The 20,313-nt window shown below is 62.6% G+C and carries 20 protein-coding genes and 1 tRNA gene; 6 read left to right on the forward strand and 15 right to left on the reverse strand.

Annotated elements, in window-relative coordinates; translation table 11 throughout:
* Positions 1-3: 3 nt before the first annotated feature.
* The gene (gene dapA / locus J7573_RS22830; RefSeq protein WP_294340581.1) at positions 4-891 is read right to left on the reverse strand and encodes a 4-hydroxy-tetrahydrodipicolinate synthase; all 888 of its coding nucleotides are present in this window, start codon (positions 889-891) and stop codon (positions 4-6) included.
* Between the two features lie 260 nt (positions 892-1,151).
* On the opposite strand from dapA, the gene J7573_RS22835 reads away from it, so the two are divergent.
* Together J7573_RS22835 and J7573_RS22840 are read left to right on the forward strand one after the other, a co-directional pair.
* Positions 1,152-1,712, forward strand: a complete 561-nt coding sequence (locus J7573_RS22835) for a glycine cleavage system protein R (protein WP_013973793.1) — start codon at positions 1,152-1,154, stop codon at positions 1,710-1,712.
* Between the two features lie 11 nt (positions 1,713-1,723).
* Positions 1,724-2,197 (forward strand): peroxiredoxin, encoded by a 474-nt coding sequence (locus tag J7573_RS22840; RefSeq protein WP_110637178.1) that lies wholly within the window; start codon positions 1,724-1,726, stop codon positions 2,195-2,197.
* Positions 2,198-2,314: 117 nt separating this feature from the next.
* Here J7573_RS22840 and J7573_RS22845 read toward each other — a convergent pair whose 3' ends face one another.
* Positions 2,315-3,385: an AI-2E family transporter gene (locus J7573_RS22845; protein ID WP_294340587.1), complete on the reverse strand. Its 1,071-nt coding sequence runs from the start codon at positions 3,383-3,385 to the stop codon at positions 2,315-2,317.
* 19 nt (positions 3,386-3,404) lie between these two features.
* Positions 3,405-3,644, reverse strand: a complete 240-nt coding sequence (locus tag J7573_RS22850; RefSeq protein ID WP_294340588.1) for a sulfurtransferase TusA family protein — start codon at positions 3,642-3,644, stop codon at positions 3,405-3,407.
* A 118-nt stretch (positions 3,645-3,762) separates the two neighbouring features.
* Here J7573_RS22850 and J7573_RS22855 point away from each other — a divergent pair, with 118 nt between their 5' ends.
* Positions 3,763-5,199, forward strand: a complete 1,437-nt coding sequence (locus tag J7573_RS22855) for a M48 family metalloprotease (RefSeq protein ID WP_294340589.1) — start codon at positions 3,763-3,765, stop codon at positions 5,197-5,199.
* Between the two features lie 130 nt (positions 5,200-5,329).
* Here the strand turns inward: J7573_RS22855 and nadA are convergent, their stop codons facing one another.
* Both nadA and J7573_RS22865 read right to left on the reverse strand, forming a co-directional pair.
* Complete coding sequence (gene nadA, locus J7573_RS22860) at positions 5,330-6,388, reverse strand: quinolinate synthase NadA (protein WP_016711984.1); 1,059 nt, start codon at positions 6,386-6,388, stop codon at positions 5,330-5,332.
* Positions 6,389-6,622: 234 nt separating this feature from the next.
* Positions 6,623-8,131, reverse strand: a complete 1,509-nt coding sequence (locus J7573_RS22865) for a YdgA family protein (protein WP_294340594.1) — start codon at positions 8,129-8,131, stop codon at positions 6,623-6,625.
* Positions 8,132-8,582: 451 nt separating this feature from the next.
* Between J7573_RS22865 and J7573_RS22870 the strand changes: the two genes are divergently transcribed.
* From J7573_RS22870 to J7573_RS22880, 3 genes are all read left to right on the forward strand, one after another.
* The gene (locus J7573_RS22870; RefSeq protein WP_294340595.1) at positions 8,583-9,935 is read left to right on the forward strand and encodes an APC family permease; all 1,353 of its coding nucleotides are present in this window, start codon (positions 8,583-8,585) and stop codon (positions 9,933-9,935) included.
* 66 nt (positions 9,936-10,001) lie between these two features.
* Complete coding sequence (locus J7573_RS22875) at positions 10,002-12,068, forward strand: methyl-accepting chemotaxis protein (RefSeq protein ID WP_294340597.1); 2,067 nt, start codon at positions 10,002-10,004, stop codon at positions 12,066-12,068.
* A 146-nt stretch (positions 12,069-12,214) separates the two neighbouring features.
* Complete coding sequence (locus J7573_RS22880; RefSeq protein ID WP_294340599.1) at positions 12,215-13,174, forward strand: cation transporter; 960 nt, start codon at positions 12,215-12,217, stop codon at positions 13,172-13,174.
* Positions 13,175-13,264: 90 nt separating this feature from the next.
* Here the strand turns inward: J7573_RS22880 and J7573_RS22885 are convergent.
* From J7573_RS22885 to ybgC, 10 genes are all read right to left on the reverse strand, one after another.
* Positions 13,265-13,340, reverse strand: a tRNA-Lys gene (locus tag J7573_RS22885).
* Between the two features lie 61 nt (positions 13,341-13,401).
* A complete protein-coding gene (gene queC, locus J7573_RS22890; protein ID WP_079229346.1) occupies positions 13,402-14,076 on the reverse strand; it encodes a 7-cyano-7-deazaguanine synthase QueC in 675 nt (224 codons plus the stop codon).
* A 16-nt stretch (positions 14,077-14,092) separates the two neighbouring features.
* The gene (gene queE, locus J7573_RS22895) at positions 14,093-14,740 is read right to left on the reverse strand and encodes a 7-carboxy-7-deazaguanine synthase QueE (RefSeq protein ID WP_079229347.1); all 648 of its coding nucleotides are present in this window, start codon (positions 14,738-14,740) and stop codon (positions 14,093-14,095) included.
* Between the two features lie 159 nt (positions 14,741-14,899).
* Positions 14,900-15,715, reverse strand: coding sequence for a tol-pal system protein YbgF (gene ybgF / locus J7573_RS22900; RefSeq protein WP_294340604.1), 816 nt, complete (start codon positions 15,713-15,715; stop codon positions 14,900-14,902).
* A gap of 6 nt (positions 15,716-15,721) precedes the next feature.
* A complete protein-coding gene (gene pal / locus J7573_RS22905) occupies positions 15,722-16,219 on the reverse strand; it encodes a peptidoglycan-associated lipoprotein Pal (RefSeq protein ID WP_023381906.1) in 498 nt (165 codons plus the stop codon).
* Between the two features lie 55 nt (positions 16,220-16,274).
* Positions 16,275-17,555 (reverse strand): Tol-Pal system beta propeller repeat protein TolB, encoded by a 1,281-nt coding sequence (gene tolB / locus J7573_RS22910; protein WP_177334267.1) that lies wholly within the window; start codon positions 17,553-17,555, stop codon positions 16,275-16,277.
* Positions 17,556-17,572: 17 nt separating this feature from the next.
* On the reverse strand, positions 17,573-18,649 hold the full coding sequence (gene tolA / locus J7573_RS22915; RefSeq protein WP_294340609.1) for a cell envelope integrity protein TolA: 1,077 nt from the start codon (positions 18,647-18,649) through the stop codon (positions 17,573-17,575).
* Positions 18,649-19,101: a protein TolR gene (tolR, locus tag J7573_RS22920; RefSeq protein WP_008090221.1), complete on the reverse strand. Its 453-nt coding sequence runs from the start codon at positions 19,099-19,101 to the stop codon at positions 18,649-18,651. Before tolR ends, tolA begins: the two co-directional genes overlap by 1 nt.
* Before the next feature lie 14 nt (positions 19,102-19,115).
* The gene (gene tolQ, locus J7573_RS22925; RefSeq protein ID WP_054883398.1) at positions 19,116-19,811 is read right to left on the reverse strand and encodes a protein TolQ; all 696 of its coding nucleotides are present in this window, start codon (positions 19,809-19,811) and stop codon (positions 19,116-19,118) included.
* A gap of 2 nt (positions 19,812-19,813) precedes the next feature.
* Positions 19,814-20,266 (reverse strand): tol-pal system-associated acyl-CoA thioesterase, encoded by a 453-nt coding sequence (gene ybgC, locus J7573_RS22930; RefSeq protein ID WP_294340610.1) that lies wholly within the window; start codon positions 20,264-20,266, stop codon positions 19,814-19,816.
* Positions 20,267-20,313: the final 47 nt, after the last annotated feature.

Genomic DNA, 20,313 nt, shown 5'->3' on the forward strand with positions numbered 1-20,313 from the left:
CTCTTAAACCAGTACGCCGGACTGGCGCAAGGCAGTACGGACTTTTTCGTGGCAACCTTCGCTCAGCCAGGTCAGTGGCAGGCGAATGCCTTTGTGCATCAGGCCCATTTCCACCAGCGCCCACTTCACGGGGATCGGGTTGGCTTCGCAGAACAGGTCTTTGTGCAGCGGCATCAGTTTTTCGTTGATTGCGCGGGCCTTCTCGGCATTGCCCTCAAGGGCGGCCTCGCACAGGTCGGCCATTTCGCGCGGGGCGACGTTGGCGGTGACGGAGATGTTGCCCTTGCCGCCCATCAGGATCAGCTCGACGGCAGTCGGGTCGTCGCCGGACATGACGATGAAGTCCTTGCTGACGCCATCGAGGATCGCCTTGGCACGGACCAGGTCGCCAGTGGCTTCCTTGATGCCGATGATGTTCGGCACGGTCGACAGGCGGATCACGGTCTCGGCCTGCATGTCGCAGGACGTACGGCCCGGCACGTTGTAGAGGATCTGCGGAATGTCGACGGCTTCGGCGATGTGCTTGAAGTGCTGGTACAGGCCTTCCTGGGTCGGCTTGTTGTAGTACGGCACCACCAGCAGGCAGGCATCGGCGCCGGCATTCTTGGCGTTCTGGGTCAGGTGCACGGCTTCGGCGGTGGAGTTGGCACCGGTGCCGGCGATGACCGGGATCGGCTTCTTGCTGTGCTTGACGCGCTCGACCACATGCTTGATGACCAGGATGTGTTCTTCGACATCCAGCGTGGCCGACTCACCGGTGGTGCCGACAGCGACGATCGCGTGGGTGCCGTTTTCCAGGTGGAAGTCTACAAGTTTGTCGAGGCTGTCCCAGTCCAGACGCCCTTGTGCATCCATGGGTGTGACCAACGCCACCATACTGCCCGCAATCATGTAACTGCTCCTGCCGGAAAAAGAGAGCGGTAATGGTACTGGGGGCATCGGCCTTGCACAAGCGAAGCAGGCGGGCGGAGCATTCCCCTCGGCGCCTTATTTCGCTACCCTTGATCCTTTGATCGGTGCAGCGCGGCCCGCCGGGCCGTCGACCCTGCTCCCCGGCCAGCGTCCACGTCCTCGCATGCGAGCCCCGGGCCCTGCCGACAGGAGGCTTTCGCCCGTCCTGCACCGACCGCTCATCGCTTTAGGAATGCTGCATGTCCACCCCCACCGTCCGCGAACAATTCCTTGTCATCAGCGCCCTGGGCCCCAACCCCATGGAGCTGGCCAACGTCCTCAGCCGCGCCGCCTTCGAAAACCGCTGCGCGGTGGTCACCTCGCGCCTGAGCCGCCACGGCGAGACCAGCGCCCTGGTGCTGCAGGTAGGCGGCAGCTGGGATGCCCTGGCGCGCCTCGAAGCCATGCTGCCGGGCCTGGGCAAGAAACACGGCCTGACCCTCGACGTGGTGCGCAGCGCCGACCAGGAAGTGCGCCCGCAGGCCCTGCCCTACGTGGCATACGTCAGCGCCGCCTATCGCCCGGACATCATCAACGAACTGTGCCAGTTCTTCCTCGACCACCGCGTCGAGCTAGAAGCCATGACCTGCGACACCTACCTGGCGCCGCAGACCGGCAGCAGCATGCTCAACGCCCAGTTCACCGTGATCCTGCCGGCCGGCACGCAGATCAGCTGGCTGCGCGACCAGTTCCTGGACTTCGCCGATGCCCTGAACCTCGATGCCCTGATCGAGCCGTGGCGTCCACAGAACCCCATGTAAGGAAACCGACCATGGCAGTAGCACTCGACCAACCCGTCGCCGATTTCCAGGCCCAGGCCACCAGCGGCCAGACCGTCAGCCTGGCCGAGCTCAAGGGCCAGCAGGTGGTGGTGTACTTCTACCCGAAGGACAGCACCCCGGGCTGCACCACCGAAGGTCAGGGTTTCCGCGACCAGCATGATGCCTTTGCCGCCGCCAACACCGTGGTGTTTGGCGTGTCGCGCGACGGCATCAAGTCGCACGAGAACTTCAAGGCCAAGCAAGGCTTCCCGTTCGAGCTGATCAGCGACAAGGACGAGGCCCTGTGCCAGCTGTTCGACGTGATCAAGCTGAAGAAGCTGTATGGCAAGGAATACATGGGCGTCGACCGCAGCACCTTCCTGATCGACAAGGACGGTGTGCTGCGCCAGGAATGGCGTGGGGTGAAGGTGCCTGGGCATGTGGATGCCGTACTGGCAGCGGCCCAGGCCTTGAATAAAGGCTGAATTTGATTGGGGCTGCTTTGCAGCCCTTCGCGGGCACGCCCGCTCCCACAAGGACCTGCACGATTCCTGTGGGAGCGGGCGTGCCCGCGAAGGGCCGCAAAGCGGCCCCAATTACATTCACAACATCGGTGAGACGCTCGGCTCCTGCCGCGGCCAGGCATCCAGCACGGCCTTGATCAAGGTCGCCAGCGGGATCGCGAAGAAGATCCCCCAGAATCCCCAAAGCCCGCCAAACAGCAACACCGCACAGATGATCGCCACCGGGTGCAGGCTCACTGCCTCGGAGAACAGCAACGGCACCAGCACGTTGCCATCCAGCCCCTGGATGATCGCGTAGACCGTCATCAGGTAGATGAACTGGTCGCCCCAGCCCCACTGGAACAGCGCAATCAGCGTTACCGGCACGGTCACCACCACAGCGCCCACATAGGGCACCACCACCGACAACCCTACCAGCAGCGCCAGCAGCGCGGCGTAATTGAGCCCCAGGCTGATGAAGGCGATGTAAGTAGCAATCCCGCAGATCAGGATTTCGATGCCCTTGCCGCGAATGTAGTTGGCGATCTGCCGGTTCATCTCGCTACCCACCCGGTTCAGCAAGGTGCGCTGACGCGGCAGGTAACTGCTGACCCAGCGCCCGATCAGTACCCGGTCCTTGAGGAAGAAGAACACCAGGATCGGCACCAGCACCAGGTAGATCATGGCATTGACCAGCAGCGGCAAACTCGACAGTGAGAAGGTCAGCGCCCATTGGCCGAACTTGCCGATCTCGCCTCGCACCGACTCGATCGCATGCAACACCTGCTCGTCCGACACCAGGTGCGGATAACGCTCAGGCAGCAGCAGGAGCAGCGACTGCCACTTGCCGAGCATCCCCGGCAGCTCGTTGAACAGGGTAATCAGCTGGTGCCAGAGCAGCGGCACCAGCACCAGCAGGAACACTGCCAGCGCCCCCATGAACAGGGCGAACACCAGCGTCACCGCAACACGGGTCGGCACGCGCAGGCGCTCCAGGGCATTGACCAGGCCCTGCATCAGGAACGCCAGGACCATGCCCGCCAGCACCGGCGCGAGCATGCCTCCGAGGGTGAGTACCGCGGTAAAGGCGAGGAACAGCAGGACCGCCAACACCACCGCTTCCTCATCGGAGAAGTAGCGCTCTATCCAGTCGCGAAGCACTTTGAACATTGACGATCCTTGGGTTAACTCAGGCCTTGCGTAGCCAGTAGGTGTAGATACCGGCCTCGGCCGTTTCCTGCAGCAGGGTATGACCGGCAAGCTGGGCGAAAGTGCGGAAGTCGCGCTGCGAACCTGCATCGGTGGCGATGACTTTCAGTATCGCCCCGCTGGCCAGGCGGTTGAGTTCCATCTTCGCCTTGAGCAGCGGCAGCGGGCAGTTCAACCCGCTGGCGTCGAGTTCAGCGTCGCAGGTCAGGGTGTCACTCATCGGGCGCGTCTCCAGGGCGGGGCGGATAGTCTTGGGTAAAGCTCGGTAGCATACCGCCACTGGTCGGCTCCGCGCGACCCGGCTACAGTAAGGCTTTTTGATCGACGCGAGCTTCTGCATGAATCTACTGCGCCCCACCCTGCTGGCGCTGGCCTGCCTGATGGCCCTTCCCGGCCATGCCGACGACCTGCCGTCACTGGGCGACGCCAGCTCCGCAATCGTCTCGCCGAAACAGGAGCACGACCTCGGCCGCGCCTGGCTGAGCCTGCTGCGCGGCCAGGTCAACCAGCTCAATGACCCACAGCTCAAGGATTACGTCGAAACCACCGTGTACCGGCTGGCCGAAACCAGCCAGCTGCAGGACCGGCGCCTGGAATTCATCCTCATCGACAGCCGCGAGCTCAACGCCTTTGCCGCACCTGGCGGCATCGTCGGGGTCAACGGTGGCCTGTTCCTCAACGCCCAGACCGAAGGCGAGTACGCCTCGGTACTGGCGCACGAACTGGCGCACTTGTCGCAACGCCACTTCGCCCGCGGCGTCGAGGCCCAGCAGCGCATGCAGCTGCCGATGATGGCGGCACTGCTGGCCGGCATCGTGCTGGCGGCAGGGGGTGCTGGCGATGCCGGCATCGGCATGATCGCCGGCACCCAGGCGGCGGCGATCCAGGAGCAACGGCGCTTCTCGCGGCAAAACGAGCAGGAAGCCGACCGCGTCGGCATCCAGAACCTGGAAAGGGCCGGCTACGATCCGCGCAACATGCCGACCATGTTCGAACGCCTGGCGCGCCAGTACCGCTATGACGCCAAGCCGCCAGAGTTCCTGTTGACTCACCCGGTAACCGAATCGCGTATCGCCGACACCCGCAACCGCGCCGAACAGGCGCCCAAGGGCGGCATCGAGGACAGCCAGCGCTACCAACTGATCCGCGCCCGTGTGGCACTCACGTACGAGGGCACCCCAGGCCTGGCAGCCAAGCGCTTCCGCGCCCAGCTCGACGAAGACCCGAAACTGGACGCTGCGCGCTATGGCCTGGCCCTGGCGCAGATCAAGGGTGGCCAGTTGAACGATGCGCGGGAAAGCCTCAAGCCGCTGCTGGCCAAGGCCCCCAACGACATCACCTACAACCTGGCGCAGATCGACCTGGACATCACCAACAACCGCCTGGCCGACGCACAGCAACGTGCGGAGCGCATGCAGGGGCTGTACCCGGGTAACTATCCGCTGAAACAGGTGCGTGCCGACCTGCTGGTCAAGCAGAACAAGCCGGCTGAGGCAGAGAAGGTGCTGGACGACCTGCTCAAGAGCCGGCCGGATGACCCGGACGTCTGGTACGACATGGCTGAAGTGCGCGGACTGTCGGGCAACACCATCGGCTTGCATCGCGCGCGTGCCGAATACTTCACGTTGGTGGGGGATTTCGACCAGGCGGTACAGCAGCTGGATTACGCCAAGCGTCGGGCAGGCAGCAACTTCCCGCTGGCCTCGCAGATCGACCAGCGCCAGCGCGAGATCATGGAACAGAAGCGCATGGTTCAGGAAATGATGGGCCGCTAAGCGTTACCTGTTCAGGCCCATTCGCGGGGCAAGCCCGCTCCCACAGATATTCCATCAGCCCCTCGGCCTATGCAGTACCTGTGGGAGCGGGCTTGTCCCGCGAAAGGGCCGCAGAGCGGCCCCAGCAATCTCAGGCGTTACCGGAGAGCTTCAGGCGAGCCGCCTGGGTAAAGTCCAGCATGCGGTTCAGCGGCTTGATCGCCTTCGGCACCAGCGCCGGATCAACGAAAATCTCGTCCCCGCCGTTGCGCAAGCAATGCAGCACCCGCTCCAGGGTATTCATCGCCATCCACGGGCAGTGCGCGCAGCTGCGGCACGCCGCGCCGTTACCGGCGGTCGGCGCTTCGACGAATTCCTTGTCCGGGCACAGCTGCTGCATCTTGTAGAAGATGCCGCGGTCAGTGGCGACGATGAAGGTCTTGTTCGGCAGGGTCTGCGCCGCCTTGATCAGTTGGCTGGTGGAGCCCACCGCGTCGGCCAGCTCGATCACCGCTTCCGGCGACTCCGGGTGTACCAGGATGGCGGCATCCGGATACAGCGCCTTCATGTCGGCCAACTGGCGCGACTTGAACTCTTCGTGAACGATACAGGCACCGTCCCACAGCAGCATGTCGGCACCGGTCTGCTTCTGGATGTAGCGGCCCAGGTGCTGGTCCGGGCCCCAGATGATGGTCTCGCCGTTGTCCATCAGGCTTTCGACGATTTCCAGCGCACAGCTCGACGTCACCACCCAGTCGGCCCGTGCCTTCACCGCAGCGGAGGTGTTGGCATAAACCACCACGGTGCGCTCAGGATGCTGGTCGCAGAAGGCCGAGAACTCTTCGACCGGGCAACCCAGGTCAAGCGAGCAGGTAGCCTCCAGGGTCGGCATCAGCACGCGCTTTTCCGGGGTGAGGATCTTGGCGGTTTCGCCCATGAAGCGCACACCGGCGACGATCACCGTCTCGGCCGGGTGATTCTTGCCGAAACGGGCCATTTCCAGCGAGTCGGACACGCAGCCGCCGGTTTCTTCGGCCAGCGCCTGGATGACCGGGTCGCAGTAATAGTGGGCTACCAGCACGGCATTCTGCGCTTTCAGCTCAGCAGCAATGGCCGCACGGTATTCGGCCTCCTGCTCGGCGGTCAGCGGGTTGGGCTGCTTGGCGTCAAGGTGGGCCTGAACCAACAGGCGTTCGGAAATCTGGGTCATGATCGCTGGACCTGCAGGCGCGCGTGCGCGTCAAATCGAGTGTATCACCCGGCCCTGGCAGATCGGCTAGGGGTGCCGGACGGCAGGCGTGCCGCCACGGCCCTCTGCGGGCGCGGATTATTATCGGACGCCGAAGGCTACAGACAATCAGGGGAATTCTAAAGTGGTTTTTGTGGTGCCTAGGCCGGCCTCTTCGCGACTGAAGCCGCGAAGAGGCCGGCTCAGGTCAACCCATCAACCCTGCGGCTGCATCGCGGCAAAGTGCGCCGCCAGCAGCATGGCGAACGCTTCAACAGTCATCTTCTTGCCGTTGAAGTCGACCATGCCGTCGGCGTAATGAAGGCTCGACACTACGTCGTTGCCCTGCACGGTGGCCATGCCGCTCTGCACCGCCATCATGCCGACCATCTCCCCAGCCTGGCTCGACTGCGAAGCAATCGCCTGGGCATCGGTCTGCCCTTCAAGCAGCGCCTGCAAGGTCGCCAGGTCGCCGATCATCGGCTTGGACAACGACAGCTTGCTCTTCACCTCGGTGATCAGTTGCTTGCTCAACTGGTCAGGCGGCAGGTCGAACGAGGCCGGGTTGGAGAAATCCATCGACAGGTCGAAACGGCTCTCGCCATTGGCGGTGCGGAATGCCAGGTTCTCGATGGCCAGCTTGGGCTTGGAGGCCAGCAACTGTTGCAGGTCGCCGTGGAACCTGGCCTTTTCCGCCTCATCCATCTGGATTTCCGGCACCGGTTGGCCGGCAGCCTGGGCTGCTTCGAACTCCGGCAGGTGGGCCTGATACCACTTCGACAGCGACTGCAACGCCGGGGCATTGAGCGACTTGAGGGTCACAGCCATCTGCGCGTTACCGACCGCGCGGCCATCCCAGGTGATGTCCGCTACCCGGTAATCCACGCGGCCACCCACGGTGTCCGGGCCATCCAGGGTTTGCAGGAGGTTCTGCTCAAGGCCCTTGAGCACCAGCACCTGCTGCTTGTCACCCAAGGTCGCCTTGGCCTCGGCCAGCAGCAGGTCGACATTGCCGACGTACACGGCGTCATGCTTGCTGGCCGCCAGGTTGCCACCCACCTTCAACCCCGAGAGCTCGAGGGTGGCCGGCGGATGATCTTCGCCGACCAGCTTCATCACGAAGTGATCCGCGCTGCCATGGAACTTCGAAGCCTTGCCTTCCTGGTCACCGCTGACCTCCAGCGTCATCCCCGAGAAGTCCAGGCTGCTGCCGTCGGCCTCGGTGCGCTTGAGCGGTGCCACGGTGATGTTGCTGTCGACGTTGCCCGAGAAGCCCAGGCTGGTGTGTGCACTGATCGGCGACTGCTCGCCTGCGGCAGCGAACCACGGCGCGGTGAGGTCATCCTTCTGCAGGCTGCTGCTGCTCGCGGCCAACACCGGCACCAGCTTCAGTGCCTTGACCCGCGACCATGGGAACGGGCCATGCTCGATCTGATCGGTCATGCCGAGGTCGAAACTGACCACTTCGCCGTGGCCAAGGTTGATGTCCTTGGCCTTGAGCCGGTACTGCGCAGTGCTGCTGAAGAAATGCTGATCGAGCGAGACCAGTTCGACGGTCATGCTGCCGCCGTAGTTGGTCAGGGCCTTCTTGAGCTGTTCGTTGCTGCGGCTGACGGCGTTGTCCAGCTCCCCGGGCAGCTGTTTGCCGGTGTACCAGGCGCCAGCGGTGGTCACGACGGCGATGGCGATGGCCAGGCCGGAAAGGATGCCTACTGATTTCTTCATGAATAGAACCGATCGATGTCCATATGGGCAGGGTGCCAAAGGATATCACTGCGGTGACAGGCGGGTGACGACGCCTGGGCAGAAATGGCGGATTTGGGAAATGTCCGACAATCCAGCAGATCGTTAATTTTTACGAACATTCAAGTCGATCGAAACCGCAAAAAAACGCGCAAAAACCGAACATTCAGGCCGTTTAACCGATAAATATTTCAATTTCGCAACATCTTGTCATGTTTAACTTGACGCCTTCCTATCAATCGTTTTTTATTTTCACCACCTCGCCCAGCGCCCGATCCACGAAGAAGAAAAAGTCGCGCCGTCATGATGCTCGGATGCCCCTGCCCGCACGCTTCAACCTCCTCGCCAAGGCACTGCCAGCCTGACGTCGGCGCCTAGCACGCGCCTATCTCTGCTCCAAACAAAAAGGTGAACAACATGGAGCCACATCAGCATGCAGCCTGACCACAACGCCACCGGCAACGGCCAATTCCGTAAATCCCTGCGCCTCTGGCACGTGGTCATCATCGGTCTGGCGTACCTCACGCCCATGACCGTGTTCGACACTTTCGGCATCGTGTCCGGCGTGACCAACGGCCACGTTCCCAGCGCCTACCTGCTGGCCCTGGCCGGCGTTCTGTTCACTGCGGTGAGCTACGGCACGCTGGTCCGCCGCTTCCCCCAGTCCGGCTCCGCCTACACCTACACCCAACGCGCCATCAACCCGCACGTGGGCTTCCTGGTCGGCTGGTCTTCGCTGCTGGATTACCTCTTGCTGCCCATGGTCAACGCGCTGCTGGCCAAGCTCTACCTCTCGGCCATGTTCCCTGAAGTGCCAGCGTGGATGTGGGTGGCCGGCTTTGTCACCCTGATCAGCCTGATCAACATGCGCAGTATCAACCTGGTCGCGCATTTCAACCTGCTGTTCGTGGTCGTGCAGCTGATGATCATGTCTGTGTTCATCTACCTCTGCGTTCGTGGCCTGGACCAGGGCGAAGGGCTGGGAACCACCTGGAGCCTGCTGCCGTTCGCCGACTCGCATACGCAACTCAGCGCCCTGGCTGCCGGCGCAACCATCCTGTGCTTCTCGTTCCTGGGCTTCGACGCCGTCACCTGCCTGTCCGAAGAAACCAAGGACCCGGGCAAGATCATCCCGCGAGCGATCTTCCTCACTGCCCTGATCGGCGGCGTGGTGTTCATCGCTGTGTCGTATTTCATGCAGGCGTACTTCCCGACCAATGCACGCTTCCAGGACCCGGAAGCGGCTTTGCCTGAAATTGCCCTGTATGTCGGTGGCAAGCTGTTCCAATCGATCTTCATTGCCTGCACGGTGATCAACACCATCGCCTCGGGCCTGGCTTCGCAGACCAGCGTGTCGCGCCTGCTGTACGTGATGGGCCGTGACAATGTGATCCCGAGCAGCGTGTTCGCCCGCCTGCACCCGCGCTACAAGACCCCGATCGTGAACATTGCCGTGGTTGGCGTCATCGCCCTTTCGGCAATCTTCTTCGACCTGGTCACCGCCACCTCGATCATCAACTTCGGCGCGCTGGTCGCGTTCAGCTTCGTCAACCTGTCGGTGATCAACCACTGCTACCTGCGCGAAGGCAATCGCCAGGGGCTGGCCAACAAGATGAAGTACCTGGTCCTGCCGACCATCGGCTTCTGCATCATCGCCAAGCTCTGGCTCGACCTCAACGAGAACTCGTTGATCTTCGGCGGCCTCTGGGCAATGGCAGGGCTGCTGCATCTGGCCTGGCTGACCAAGGCCTTCCGGGTCTCGCCACCCAACTACGTCGCTGATTGACTCCAGCCACCGACAACGCCCGCGCCTGAACGCGGGCGTTGTTGTTGAACGATAAGGAAAGTCCTCATGCTGCTGCGTCGCCTGTCCATCCAGTGGAAGATCACCCTGCTCACCGGCCTCTGCCTGCTGGTCATCGTCGCCTTGCTGGTCGCCAGCTCACTGACCCAGTCGCGACGTAGCGCGGTGCTGGTCAACCAGGCCAGTACCGAAATGCTCGAACACAGCGCGCGCCTGCGCCTGCAGGCCCACGCCGAAACCCAGGCGCTACGCATCCAGCGCTACTTCATGGACGCCTACCAGTACGGCAACGGCTTCGCCCGCCTGGTACAGGTGCTCAAGGCCAAGGGCGGCAGCGACCTGCGCGCCGAATTGACCCGCCAGGCCCACGCCAGCCTGGCCGGCAACCCGGACGTGATCGGCCTGTACCTGGTGTTCCAGCCCAATGCGCTCGACCACCTGGATAACCAGTTCATCGGCCAGGAGACCAGTGGCAGCAACGAAAGCGGGCGCTTCTCGCTGTATTGGTCGCAACCTCGTCCAGGCACCCTGGACCTTGAGGCGATGCCCGAATCGATGCTGAACGACAACAGCCCTGGCACCAATGGCCTGGCCAAGAACCGCTGGTTGACCTGCCCGCAGGAAACCGCGAGGGCCTGCGTGCTCGAGCCTTACCTCGACGACGTCAATGGCCATCAGGTACTGATGACCAGCATCGCCCTGCCCCTGCTGGAAAACGGCAAGGTGGTCGGCGTGGTCGGCCTGGACATCGGCCTGGACAACCTCCAGCAACTGAGCCTGGATGGCCGCCAGGAACTGTTCGACGGCCAGGGCCAGGTCAGCATCGTCAGCGCTGCCGGCCTGCTTGCCGGGCACAGCCGTGACGCCAGCAAGCTGGGCCAGCCGCTGGACAAGGAGGTGGATCAGGGCCTGCTGCGCGTGACACGGCCGTTCGCGCCGATCCCTGACGCCACCCCCTGGCAGGTGCAACTGGAACTGCCAGAGGCGGTACTGCAAGCGCCAGCCCTGGCCCTCAACCAGCGCCTGGACAGCCATAACCAGAGCGCCAACCTGACCAGCCTGCTGATCGGCCTGGGCGCAGCCATCATTGGCCTGCTGCTGGTCTGGCTGACCGCGCGTGGCGTTACCCGGCCGATCCTGGCCGTGGCCGCCCGCCTGGAAGACATCGCCAGCGGCGAAGGCGACCTGACCCGCCGCCTGGACTATGCCCGCCAGGACGAACTGGGCCAGTTGACGGGCTGGTTCAACCGCTTCCTCGACAAGCTGCAGCCGGTGATCGCCCAGGTCAAAGGTTCGCTGCTCGAAGCCCGCGGCACTGCCGACCAGTCCGCCGCCATCGCCAGCCAGACCAGCAATGGCATGCAACAGCAGCAACGGGAAATCGAACAGGTTGCCACCGCCGCCAACGAAATGAGCGCCACCGCCCAGGATGTCGCCCACAACGCCGCCCAGGCAGCCCAGGCAGCACGCGGTGCCGATCAGGCCAGCCGTGAGGGCTTGCAACTGATTGCCAGCACCCGCCAGACCATCGACCAGCTGGCCACCGGCATGGACACCGCCATGGACGAGGCCCGTGCACTGGAGCAGCGCAGCGAGCAGATCGGCTCGGTGCTCGAGGTGATCCGCGCGATTGCCGAGCAGACCAACCTGCTGGCCCTCAACGCCGCCATCGAAGCCGCACGCGCAGGCGAGGCCGGGCGTGGTTTTGCCGTGGTCGCCGACGAGGTGCGCAGCCTGGCCCAGCGCACCCAGGTGTCGGTGGAAGAAATTCGCCAGGTGATCGAAGGGCTGCAGCAAGGCACCCAGGACGTGGTCGGCGCCATGCATGAAGGACAGCGCCAGGCCCAGGCCAGCGCCACGCGCATGGAGCAGGCACTGCCGGCGCTGGAGCGCATTGGCGAGGCCGTGGCGGTGATCAGCGACATGAACCTGCAGATTGCCTCGGCGGCCGAGGAACAGAGTGCCGTGGCCGAGGAAGTGAACCGCAATGTGGCCGGGATACGCGACGTGACCGAATCGCTGTCGGGCCAGGCCGATGAATCGGCACGCATCAGCCAGGCGCTCAATCGTCTGGCCAACCAGCAACAGGCGCTGATGGAGCAGTTTCGCGTCTAGCCTGTAAGGGCCTGTTCGCGGGCAAGCCCGCTCCCATAGGAATAACGCAAGCCTTGTGTATTGCGCTACCCCTGTGGGAGCGGGTTTACCCGCGAAGAGGCCGGCACAGCCAACACAGCAACATCGTTATTGACCGAGCAAAGCACATGCAAACCGCAACCCGATCTTCTTTCTTCGACATCACAAGCGAACAGGGCCTGTTACGCACCTCGATCGCCGTCACCCTGTTCATCGCCACCATCGGCATCGGCTTCGGCCTGGCCTCCGGCTCGTTCTCGATCGTCTTCGACGGCGTCTACTCGCTGGTCGATGCCAGCATGAGTGGCCTCTCGCTGGTGGTAGTCAAATTGATCACCTCCCACGCCACCAGCCTGCAACTCTCGCGCAAGCTGCGCGAGCGCTTCACCATGGGCTTCTGGCACCTGGAGCCGATGGTCCTGGCACTCAATGGCATCCTGCTCAGCGGCGTCGCCATTTACGCGCTGATCAACGCGGTCAGCAGCCTGCTGCAAGGCGGTCGCCACCTGGAGTTCGGCATCGCGATGGTCTATGCGCTGCTGACCGTGGTCGCCTGCGCGACCATCGCCGTGGTCGAAAACCGCGCCAACCGCAAGCTGAAGTCGGACTTCGTGCGCATGGACGTCAAAGGCTGGGTGATGTCGGCCAGCATCACCGCCGCGCTGTTGATCGCCTTCTGCTTCGGCTACGCAGTGCAAGGTACTCAGTGGGAGTGGGTATCGCCGTACATCGACCCGGCGGTACTGGCATTAGTGTGCCTGGTGATCATTCCGCTACCGCTGTCGGTCGTGCGCCAGGCACTGTCGGAGATCTTCCTGGTGACACCGGGCGACCTGAAGTTGCACGTGGACGAGGTGGCGCGCGCATTCGTGGCGCGGCACGGCCTGCAGTCGTACAGAGCCTATGTGGCCAAGGTCGGGCGCTCGCGGGAGATCGAGCTGTACTTCATCGTGCCGAAGACCATGGCGGCGAAGACCATCGATGAATGGGATGCGTGGCGCAATGAGATCGGCGATGCGGTAGGCGGCGAAGGGCCGGATCGCTGGATTACCGTGGTGTTCACCGGGGACCCAGAGTGGGCTGAGTAACCAGGAGGGGCGCCCTGCGCCCCGCACCGGCCAGCCATGAACGACAAAGCCCGCGACCATGACTGGTTGCGGGCTTTGTCTTACTGCATATGGTGGGTCGTGTAGGATTCGAACCTACGACCAATTGGTTAAAAGCCAACTGCTCTACCAACTGAGCTAACGACCCGCTGGATGGCGCGTATAATACTGATTTCTAACGGGAAATCAATACCTGAGCCAACCTTTTGTCAGAAGTAGCGAGTCGGGTCTGCTACACCCGCCGCCTTGAAACCATCAGCGCGCAGGCGGCAACTGTCGCACTTGCCACACGCCTGGCCTTCATCGTTGGCCTGATAGCAGGAAACTGTCAGGCTGTAGTCCACGCCACGGGCAATACCCGCCTGCACGATCTGCGCCTTGCTCATGTTCTGCAGCGGCGCCTGGATGCGGAAGCCCTGCCCTTCGACTCCCGCCTTGGTGGCCAGGTTGGCCATGCGCTCGAACGCTTCGACGAACTCCGGGCGGCAATCCGGGTAACCGGAATAATCCACGGCATTGACGCCGATGAAGATGTCGCGCGCCTCCAGCACTTCCGCCCAACCCAGCGCCAGCGACAGGAACACGGTGTTGCGGGCCGGCACATAGGTCACCGGAATACCCTCGCCCGGGGTCTCCGGTACATCGATGCTGCTGTCGGTCAGGGCCGAGCCGCCGATACCATCGAGGTTGAGGCCAATGACCTTGTGCTCGACCACGCCCAGGTCACGGGCGACGCGGGCAGCGGCATTGAGCTCGGCACGATGGCGCTGGCCATAGTCGAAGCTCATGGTGTAGCAGCTGTAGCCTTCGGCCTTGGCCATGGCCACGACCGTGGCTGAATCGAGGCCGCCAGACAGCAGGATTACCGCGCGTTTCTCAGTCATCTCTTTTACTCCTCAATCAACGTCCGGGTTCGTCGTTCCACAGCAGCTTGTGCAGCTGCATCTGGAAGCGCACGGGCAGGTTGTCGGCGACGATCCAGTCGGCCAGGTCAGTAGCGCTCACCTGGTGGTGGCTAGGCGAGAACAGCACTTCGCCCGCACGTTCGGCCAGGTTGTACTGGATCAGCTTGGACACCGCCCAGTCATAGTCCTCGCGGGAGCAGATGACGAACTTGACCTGGTCGTTGCGGGTCAGTTGTTCGATGTTCTCGTAGCGGTTGCGGTGCGACTCTTCCGACCCTGGGGTCTTGAGGTCGACCACACGGCTGACGCGCACATCGGTGCCGGAGATATCGAGGGCACCGCTGGTTTCCAGCGAGACCTCGTAACCGGCATCGCACAGGCGCTGCAGCAGCGGCAAGGCATTCGGCTGGGCCAACGGCTCGCCGCCGGTGACGCAGACGTAACGCGGCTTGAAGCCGGCCACCTGCTCAAGGATCGAATCGAGGGTGCGAATGGTGCCGCCGGTGAAGGCGTAGGCACTGTCGCAGTACTGGCAGCGCAGGGGGCAACCGGTCAGGCGCACGAATACCGTGGGCAGCCCAGCCGTTCGTGTTTCACCCTGCAAAGAGTAAAAGACTTCGGTGATGCGTAATGTGTCTTGCATGCTCGCCACGGGCGTGACAGCTAAACAGGCTGTCCGCCTCCGTCAGGCACTGTCGCGGACTCGACATGGCGTTATCCGCTACAGCGTGTTTATAAAAAAAGGGCAGTGATTCTAACGAAAAAACCCGCGACAGGCGCGGGTTTCTTGCAAAGGTGCAACTTAGAGCTTCTGCAGGTCGCGTTGCGCCAGCTGCGCGGCGGAAGTGCCGGGGTACTGGGTGATGACCTGCTGCAGGATGCCCTTGACCTTGTCGGTGTGGCCCATGCGGCGCTCGACGTCAGCCAGTTTGTACAGCGAATCTGGCACCTTGCTGTGCTTGGGGTACTTCTGACTGACCTGGGCGAAGGCCTGGCTGGCCGCTGGCAGGTCGCCCTTGGCCAGGTTCACCTCACCCAACCAGTACTGCGCGTTGCCGGCGTACTGGCTGTTCGGATACTTGCGCAGGAAGGCGTTGAACGCCTGGCTGGCCTTGTCGAAGTCCTTTTGCTTGATCAGGTCGAAAGCGGCGTCGTAGTAGAGCTTTTCTTTCGCCGGATCACCGGGCTCGCTGCTGGCGGCCGGCTGTTGTGCAGCTGCGCCAGCGGCGCCTGCTGCTGCACCGACGGCGGCATTGGATGCACCACCGGTGGAGGAATTGTCGGGGGTCGCGGCAGGCGCGCCACCACTGTTGATGCGACGATCAAGATCCTGGTAACGCTCCAGGTTTTCCTGCTTCATGCGCGACACATCGTTTTGCAGCTCTTCGATGATGCCTTGCTGACGGGAAAGTTGATCCTGCATCTGTTGCAGCTGCATGAACAGCTGGCCCTGTGCCGAGGCAGGGGTCGAAGCCCCTGCGCCGGCATAGGCGCCGCTCGTGCCATAACCGGAAGGTGGGTAAGCACCCCCGTTGTCATCAACTACAGGAACCGCAGCCCACGCCGAAAGCGGCAGGCTGAGTGCGAGGACGGTTACAGCACGACGGCACATACGCATAAGAACTTACTTACGCAGTTCTACGCGACGGTTCTGAGCCCAGGACTGCTCGTCGTTGCCGGTGGCAACTGGACGCTCTTCGCCGTAGGAGACCAGTTCCAGCTGAGCAGGGGAAACGCCCTGCAGAACCAGGTAGCGCTGAACGGCTTTCGCACGACGCTCACCCAGAGCCATGTTGTACTCGCGGGTGCCGCGCTCGTCGGTGTTGCCTTCCAGGACAACGCGGTTGCCGTTGGCTTTCAGGTCCTTGGCGTGAACGTCCAGAGCGCGCATGGCTTCTGGCTTCAGGTCCGAGCTGTCGTATTCGAAGTAGAAGGTGGTGATTGCGCGCAGGGCGGCTTCTTCGCTCAGGGAACCGTCAACAGCGCCAGTGTTGGCACCGTAGCCAGCGTTCGGATCAACAGCGCCTTCACCAGCGTTGTCACCGCCTTTCGAGGAGCAACCTACAGCTACGGCCATGGCCAGAGCCAGCGCAGCAAATTTACCAAACTTCAGCATTTCCATCGTGAAACTCCTAATGAAACCCCAGTGTGTTAAGCAAAAACGTATTACGCCGCAATCAGTTCAGGTAAGGGGACCAGGACGGTTCTCTGACTTCGCCTTGAGCGGTAGGAAGTGGGAGCCTCACACGGCCGTTAAGCGACACGAGCATCAAGACTCCCCGGCCCTGCTGGCGGGTGGCGTAGATTAGCATGGTGCCGTTAGGCGCGACAGTGGGCGACTCATCAAGACTCGTTTCCGAGAGAATCTTTACACTTCCGCGTTGCAAGTCCTGTGCCGCCACCTTGAAGTTGGTGAAGCCCTGCTGACGGTGGATCATGACCAGGGTCTTTTCGTCCGCCGACAGTTTCGGGTTGGCGTTGTAGTTACCCACGAATGTCACACGCTCGGCACCACCGCCACTGACCGACTGCTTGTAGATCTGTGGCTTGCCGCCACGGTCGGAGGTGAAGTACAGGGTGTTGCCATCCTTGCCCCAGAACGGTTCGGTGTTGATGCCGGGGCCGGCGGTAACGCGGCTGATCTGGCGCGAGGCCACGTTCATCACGTAGATGTCCGGGTTGCCGTCCTTGGACAGCACGAACGCCAGGCGCGAACCATCAGGCGACCAGGCTGGCGCGCCGTTCAGGCCTTCGAAGTTGGTCACCTGCTCGCGGCGGCCGGTATCGATGTTCTGCACGAAGATGCGCGGGCGCTTCTGCTCGAACGAAACATAGGCGATACGCTTGCCATCCGGCGCGAAGCGTGGCGACAGGATCGGCTCGCGCGACTGCAACAGGGTCACCGCACGGGCACCGTCGTAGTCCGAACGCTGCAGGGTGTAGCGGGTGTTGTTGACCGAGAAGCGCTCGGCAGTCACGTACAGCATGCGGGTAGAGAACGCACCCTTGATGCCGGTGAGCTTTTCGAACGACTGGTCGGCAATGTAATGCGCCATGTCGCGTAGCTGGTCGGTGCTGCCCGCCACGCTACCGGTCAGCACTTGCTGCTCGGTGGCGACGTTGAACAGCGCGTACTGCACCTGCAGGCGACCGCCCGACGGCACGATGCTGCCAACCATCACGTACTGGGCACCCAGCGCTTTCCAGTCACGGAAGATGACTTCGCTGGCCTGGGTAGGCTGACTGATCATGTTCTGACGCGGAATCGGCGAGTAGTAGCCCGAGTTGCGCAGGTCGTTGCCGATGATGTCGGCCATGTCTTCTGGCAGCACACTGCCACCCTGCAGACCGAACGGCACTACCGCGATGGGCGTGGCCCGATCGCTGCCGCTGGTGACCAGGATGTTCTTTTCCTCTGCCATGGCCATGCCAGCCACGCAGCAGAGCATGACCAGCATTCCTCGAAGGAGTTTAATCACAACGCTAGATCCTCAGGAGTAAATGTCATCTTGAACGAACGATAACGATTGAAATCGCTCGGCTTCATACCCTGCATCTCGGTCAAACGACCGATATTCTTCACTGCCGCCACCGCCGAACTGTCGAACGGACCGTCGCCACTGGACTTGATCACGCTGACACCGGTGACGGTACCGTCCGGCAACATGTTGACCTGCAGGGTCACCGTCATGCCCTTACGCGCGGAAGGCGGACGTGCCCAACCCTCGGCTGCGCGCATGCGGATCAGGTCGTCGAAGTCGCCGGCCACCTGGTCACCCTGCTCGTCAGCCAGGGCCTGCTGCCGCTCGGTGGTGTCGGACAACAGCTCGGCCAGGGCCTGGGCTTTCTTGTCTTCCGCCGACTTGCGGGCCGCTTCCTGTGCCTTCTTCTTCTGAGCATCTGCAGCGGCCTTTTTCTTGGCCTCTTCAGCTGCCTTCTTCTTCGCTTCCTCGGCCACCGCTTTCTTCTTGGCGTCCTCGGCTGCTTTCTTCTTCGCGTCCTCGGCGGCCTGCTTCTTGGCCTCCTCGGCTGCCTTTTTCTTGGCCTCTTCCTCAGCCTGCTTCTTCGCCTCTTCCTCGGCCTTCTTCTTGGCGATGTCGGCCTGCTGCTTCTCGGCGGCCTTCTTCGCCTCTTCGGCTTTCTTGGACTCGGCGGCTTTCTTGGCTTCAGCAGCTTTCGCAGCTTCCTCGGCCTTCTTGGCTTCGGCGGCTTCGCGTGCTTCTTCAGCCTTTTGAGCGGCGTCGGCTTTCTTTTGTTCCGCGGCCTTGATGGCCTCCTGCTCGACCTTCTTCTGCTCCAGCTGCTCGACTTCGGTCTGGCGCGAGGCGGTTTTCTTCGCTTCCCCGGCAATCTTCTGATTGGTCTGGGTAGTCGCCTGGCTCTTGGACTTGAGCTGATACAGGGTAGCCTGAACGATCGGCTTGGAAGGCGGCAGTTCAGGCGTCATGGCAAAGCTGACGAACAGCAGGGCGAACACCAGCACATGCAGGCCGACGGCCCAGACACTGGGCCAGAAGTAGCTTTCCGAGGCGGATGGCTCTCGCTGTTGCATCAGGGCGCCTCGGTAATCAGGCCAACGTTACCGACACCGGCCTTCTGCAACCCGCCCATGGCGCCCATGACGGCGCCGTAGTCGACAGCCTTGTCGCCACGAATGAAGACCTGGGTCTGCTTGCCCTGGTCGCGACCGGCGGCAATGATCTTGGTCACTGCGCTGGTCATGTCCGGCAAGGTCATGGCCTTGTCCATCTGCTTGTCGGTGTCGACTTCGCTACCGAGGTTCCAGTAGTAGGTCTTGTCGGCCTTGATGGAGATGGTGAGGATCTGGACGTTGTTGTCCTGCGGCAAGGCTTCGCTGGAAACCTTGGGCAGGTCGACCTTCACGCCCTGGTTGAGCATGGGCGCCGTCACCATGAAGATGACCAGCAGCACCAGCATCACGTCGATGTAGGGCACCACGTTCATCTCGGCGACGGGCTTGCGTTTGTGGCGAACTCGGGCCATGGGCTTCTACCTGATTACTCTTCGCTGGTGTGCACTTTGCGGTGCAGGATCGCCTGGAACTCGTCGGCGAAGGTGTAGTAACGGCCGATCAGCACTTCGCTGCGCGCCGCGAAACGGTTGTAGGCGATAACCGCCGGAATGGCCGCGAACAGGCCGATGGCAGTGGCGACCAGCGCTTCGGCGATACCCGGGGCCACGGTGGCCAGGGTGGCCTGCTGGGCACTGGCCAGGCCGCGGAACGAGTTCATGATGCCCCACACGGTACCGAACAGGCCGATGTACGGGCTGGTCGAACCGACGGTGGCGAGGAACGGCAGGCTCTGCTCGAGCTTTTCTTCTTCACGGGAGATGGCCACGCGCATGGCACGCGCCACGCCTTCCATGACCGCGTCCGGGTCAACGCCCTGCTGCTGGCGCAGGCGCGAGAACTCCTTGAAGCCGGCACGGAACACCTGCTCCACACCGGAATCCGGGTCCGGGTTGCTGCCTGCCTGACGATACAGCTTGGACAGGTCGATGCCCGACCAGAAGCGCTCCTCGAAGGCATCCAGCGCACGACGACCGGCGCGCAGCATGGTGCTGCGCTGGAAGATCATGATCCATGAGGTGACCGAGGCGGCCACCAGGGTCAGCATTACCAGCTGTACCACCACGCTGGCATTGCTGACCAGACTCCACATGGAGGTATGGTCGACGACGTTAGCTTCCACGCTTATTCTCCTGCGTTCGATTGATTACCCGAGCCGTCCGCCACAAAGGCGTCGCGCAGCTGGGGGGGTATGGCTCGGGGTTTGAAAGTGTCGGCGCGCACGGCGGCCACCAGGAACTGCCCTTCGCAGAGCAGCGTTTCATCTTTTTCCCGCCAGACCTGCTGCACGAAGCGCAGGCTGGCGCGATTGAGTTCAAGTACTTGCGCTGTGACCCTGAGCTCGTCGTCCAGGCGTGCCGGCGCGTGATAGCGGGCTTCGCTGGAATGAACCACGAACAGCAGGTTGTCCTCGGCCAGCTGCGACTGGGAAAAACCCAGATGCCGCAGGCGCTCGGTGCGCGCGCGCTCCATGAATTTCAGGTAATTGACGTAATACACCACGCCACCGGCATCGGTATCCTCGTAATAGACGCGACAACGGTGTGCGAACGGTTCCAGGCCATTTTGCGCGCGCATACTCTAGTGCTTACTCCTCAGCTTGCCAATCCGCTGCGGCAACTGTT

The organism is Pseudomonas sp. (assembly GCF_017744435.1).
Taxonomy (GTDB): domain Bacteria; phylum Pseudomonadota; class Gammaproteobacteria; order Pseudomonadales; family Pseudomonadaceae; genus Aquipseudomonas.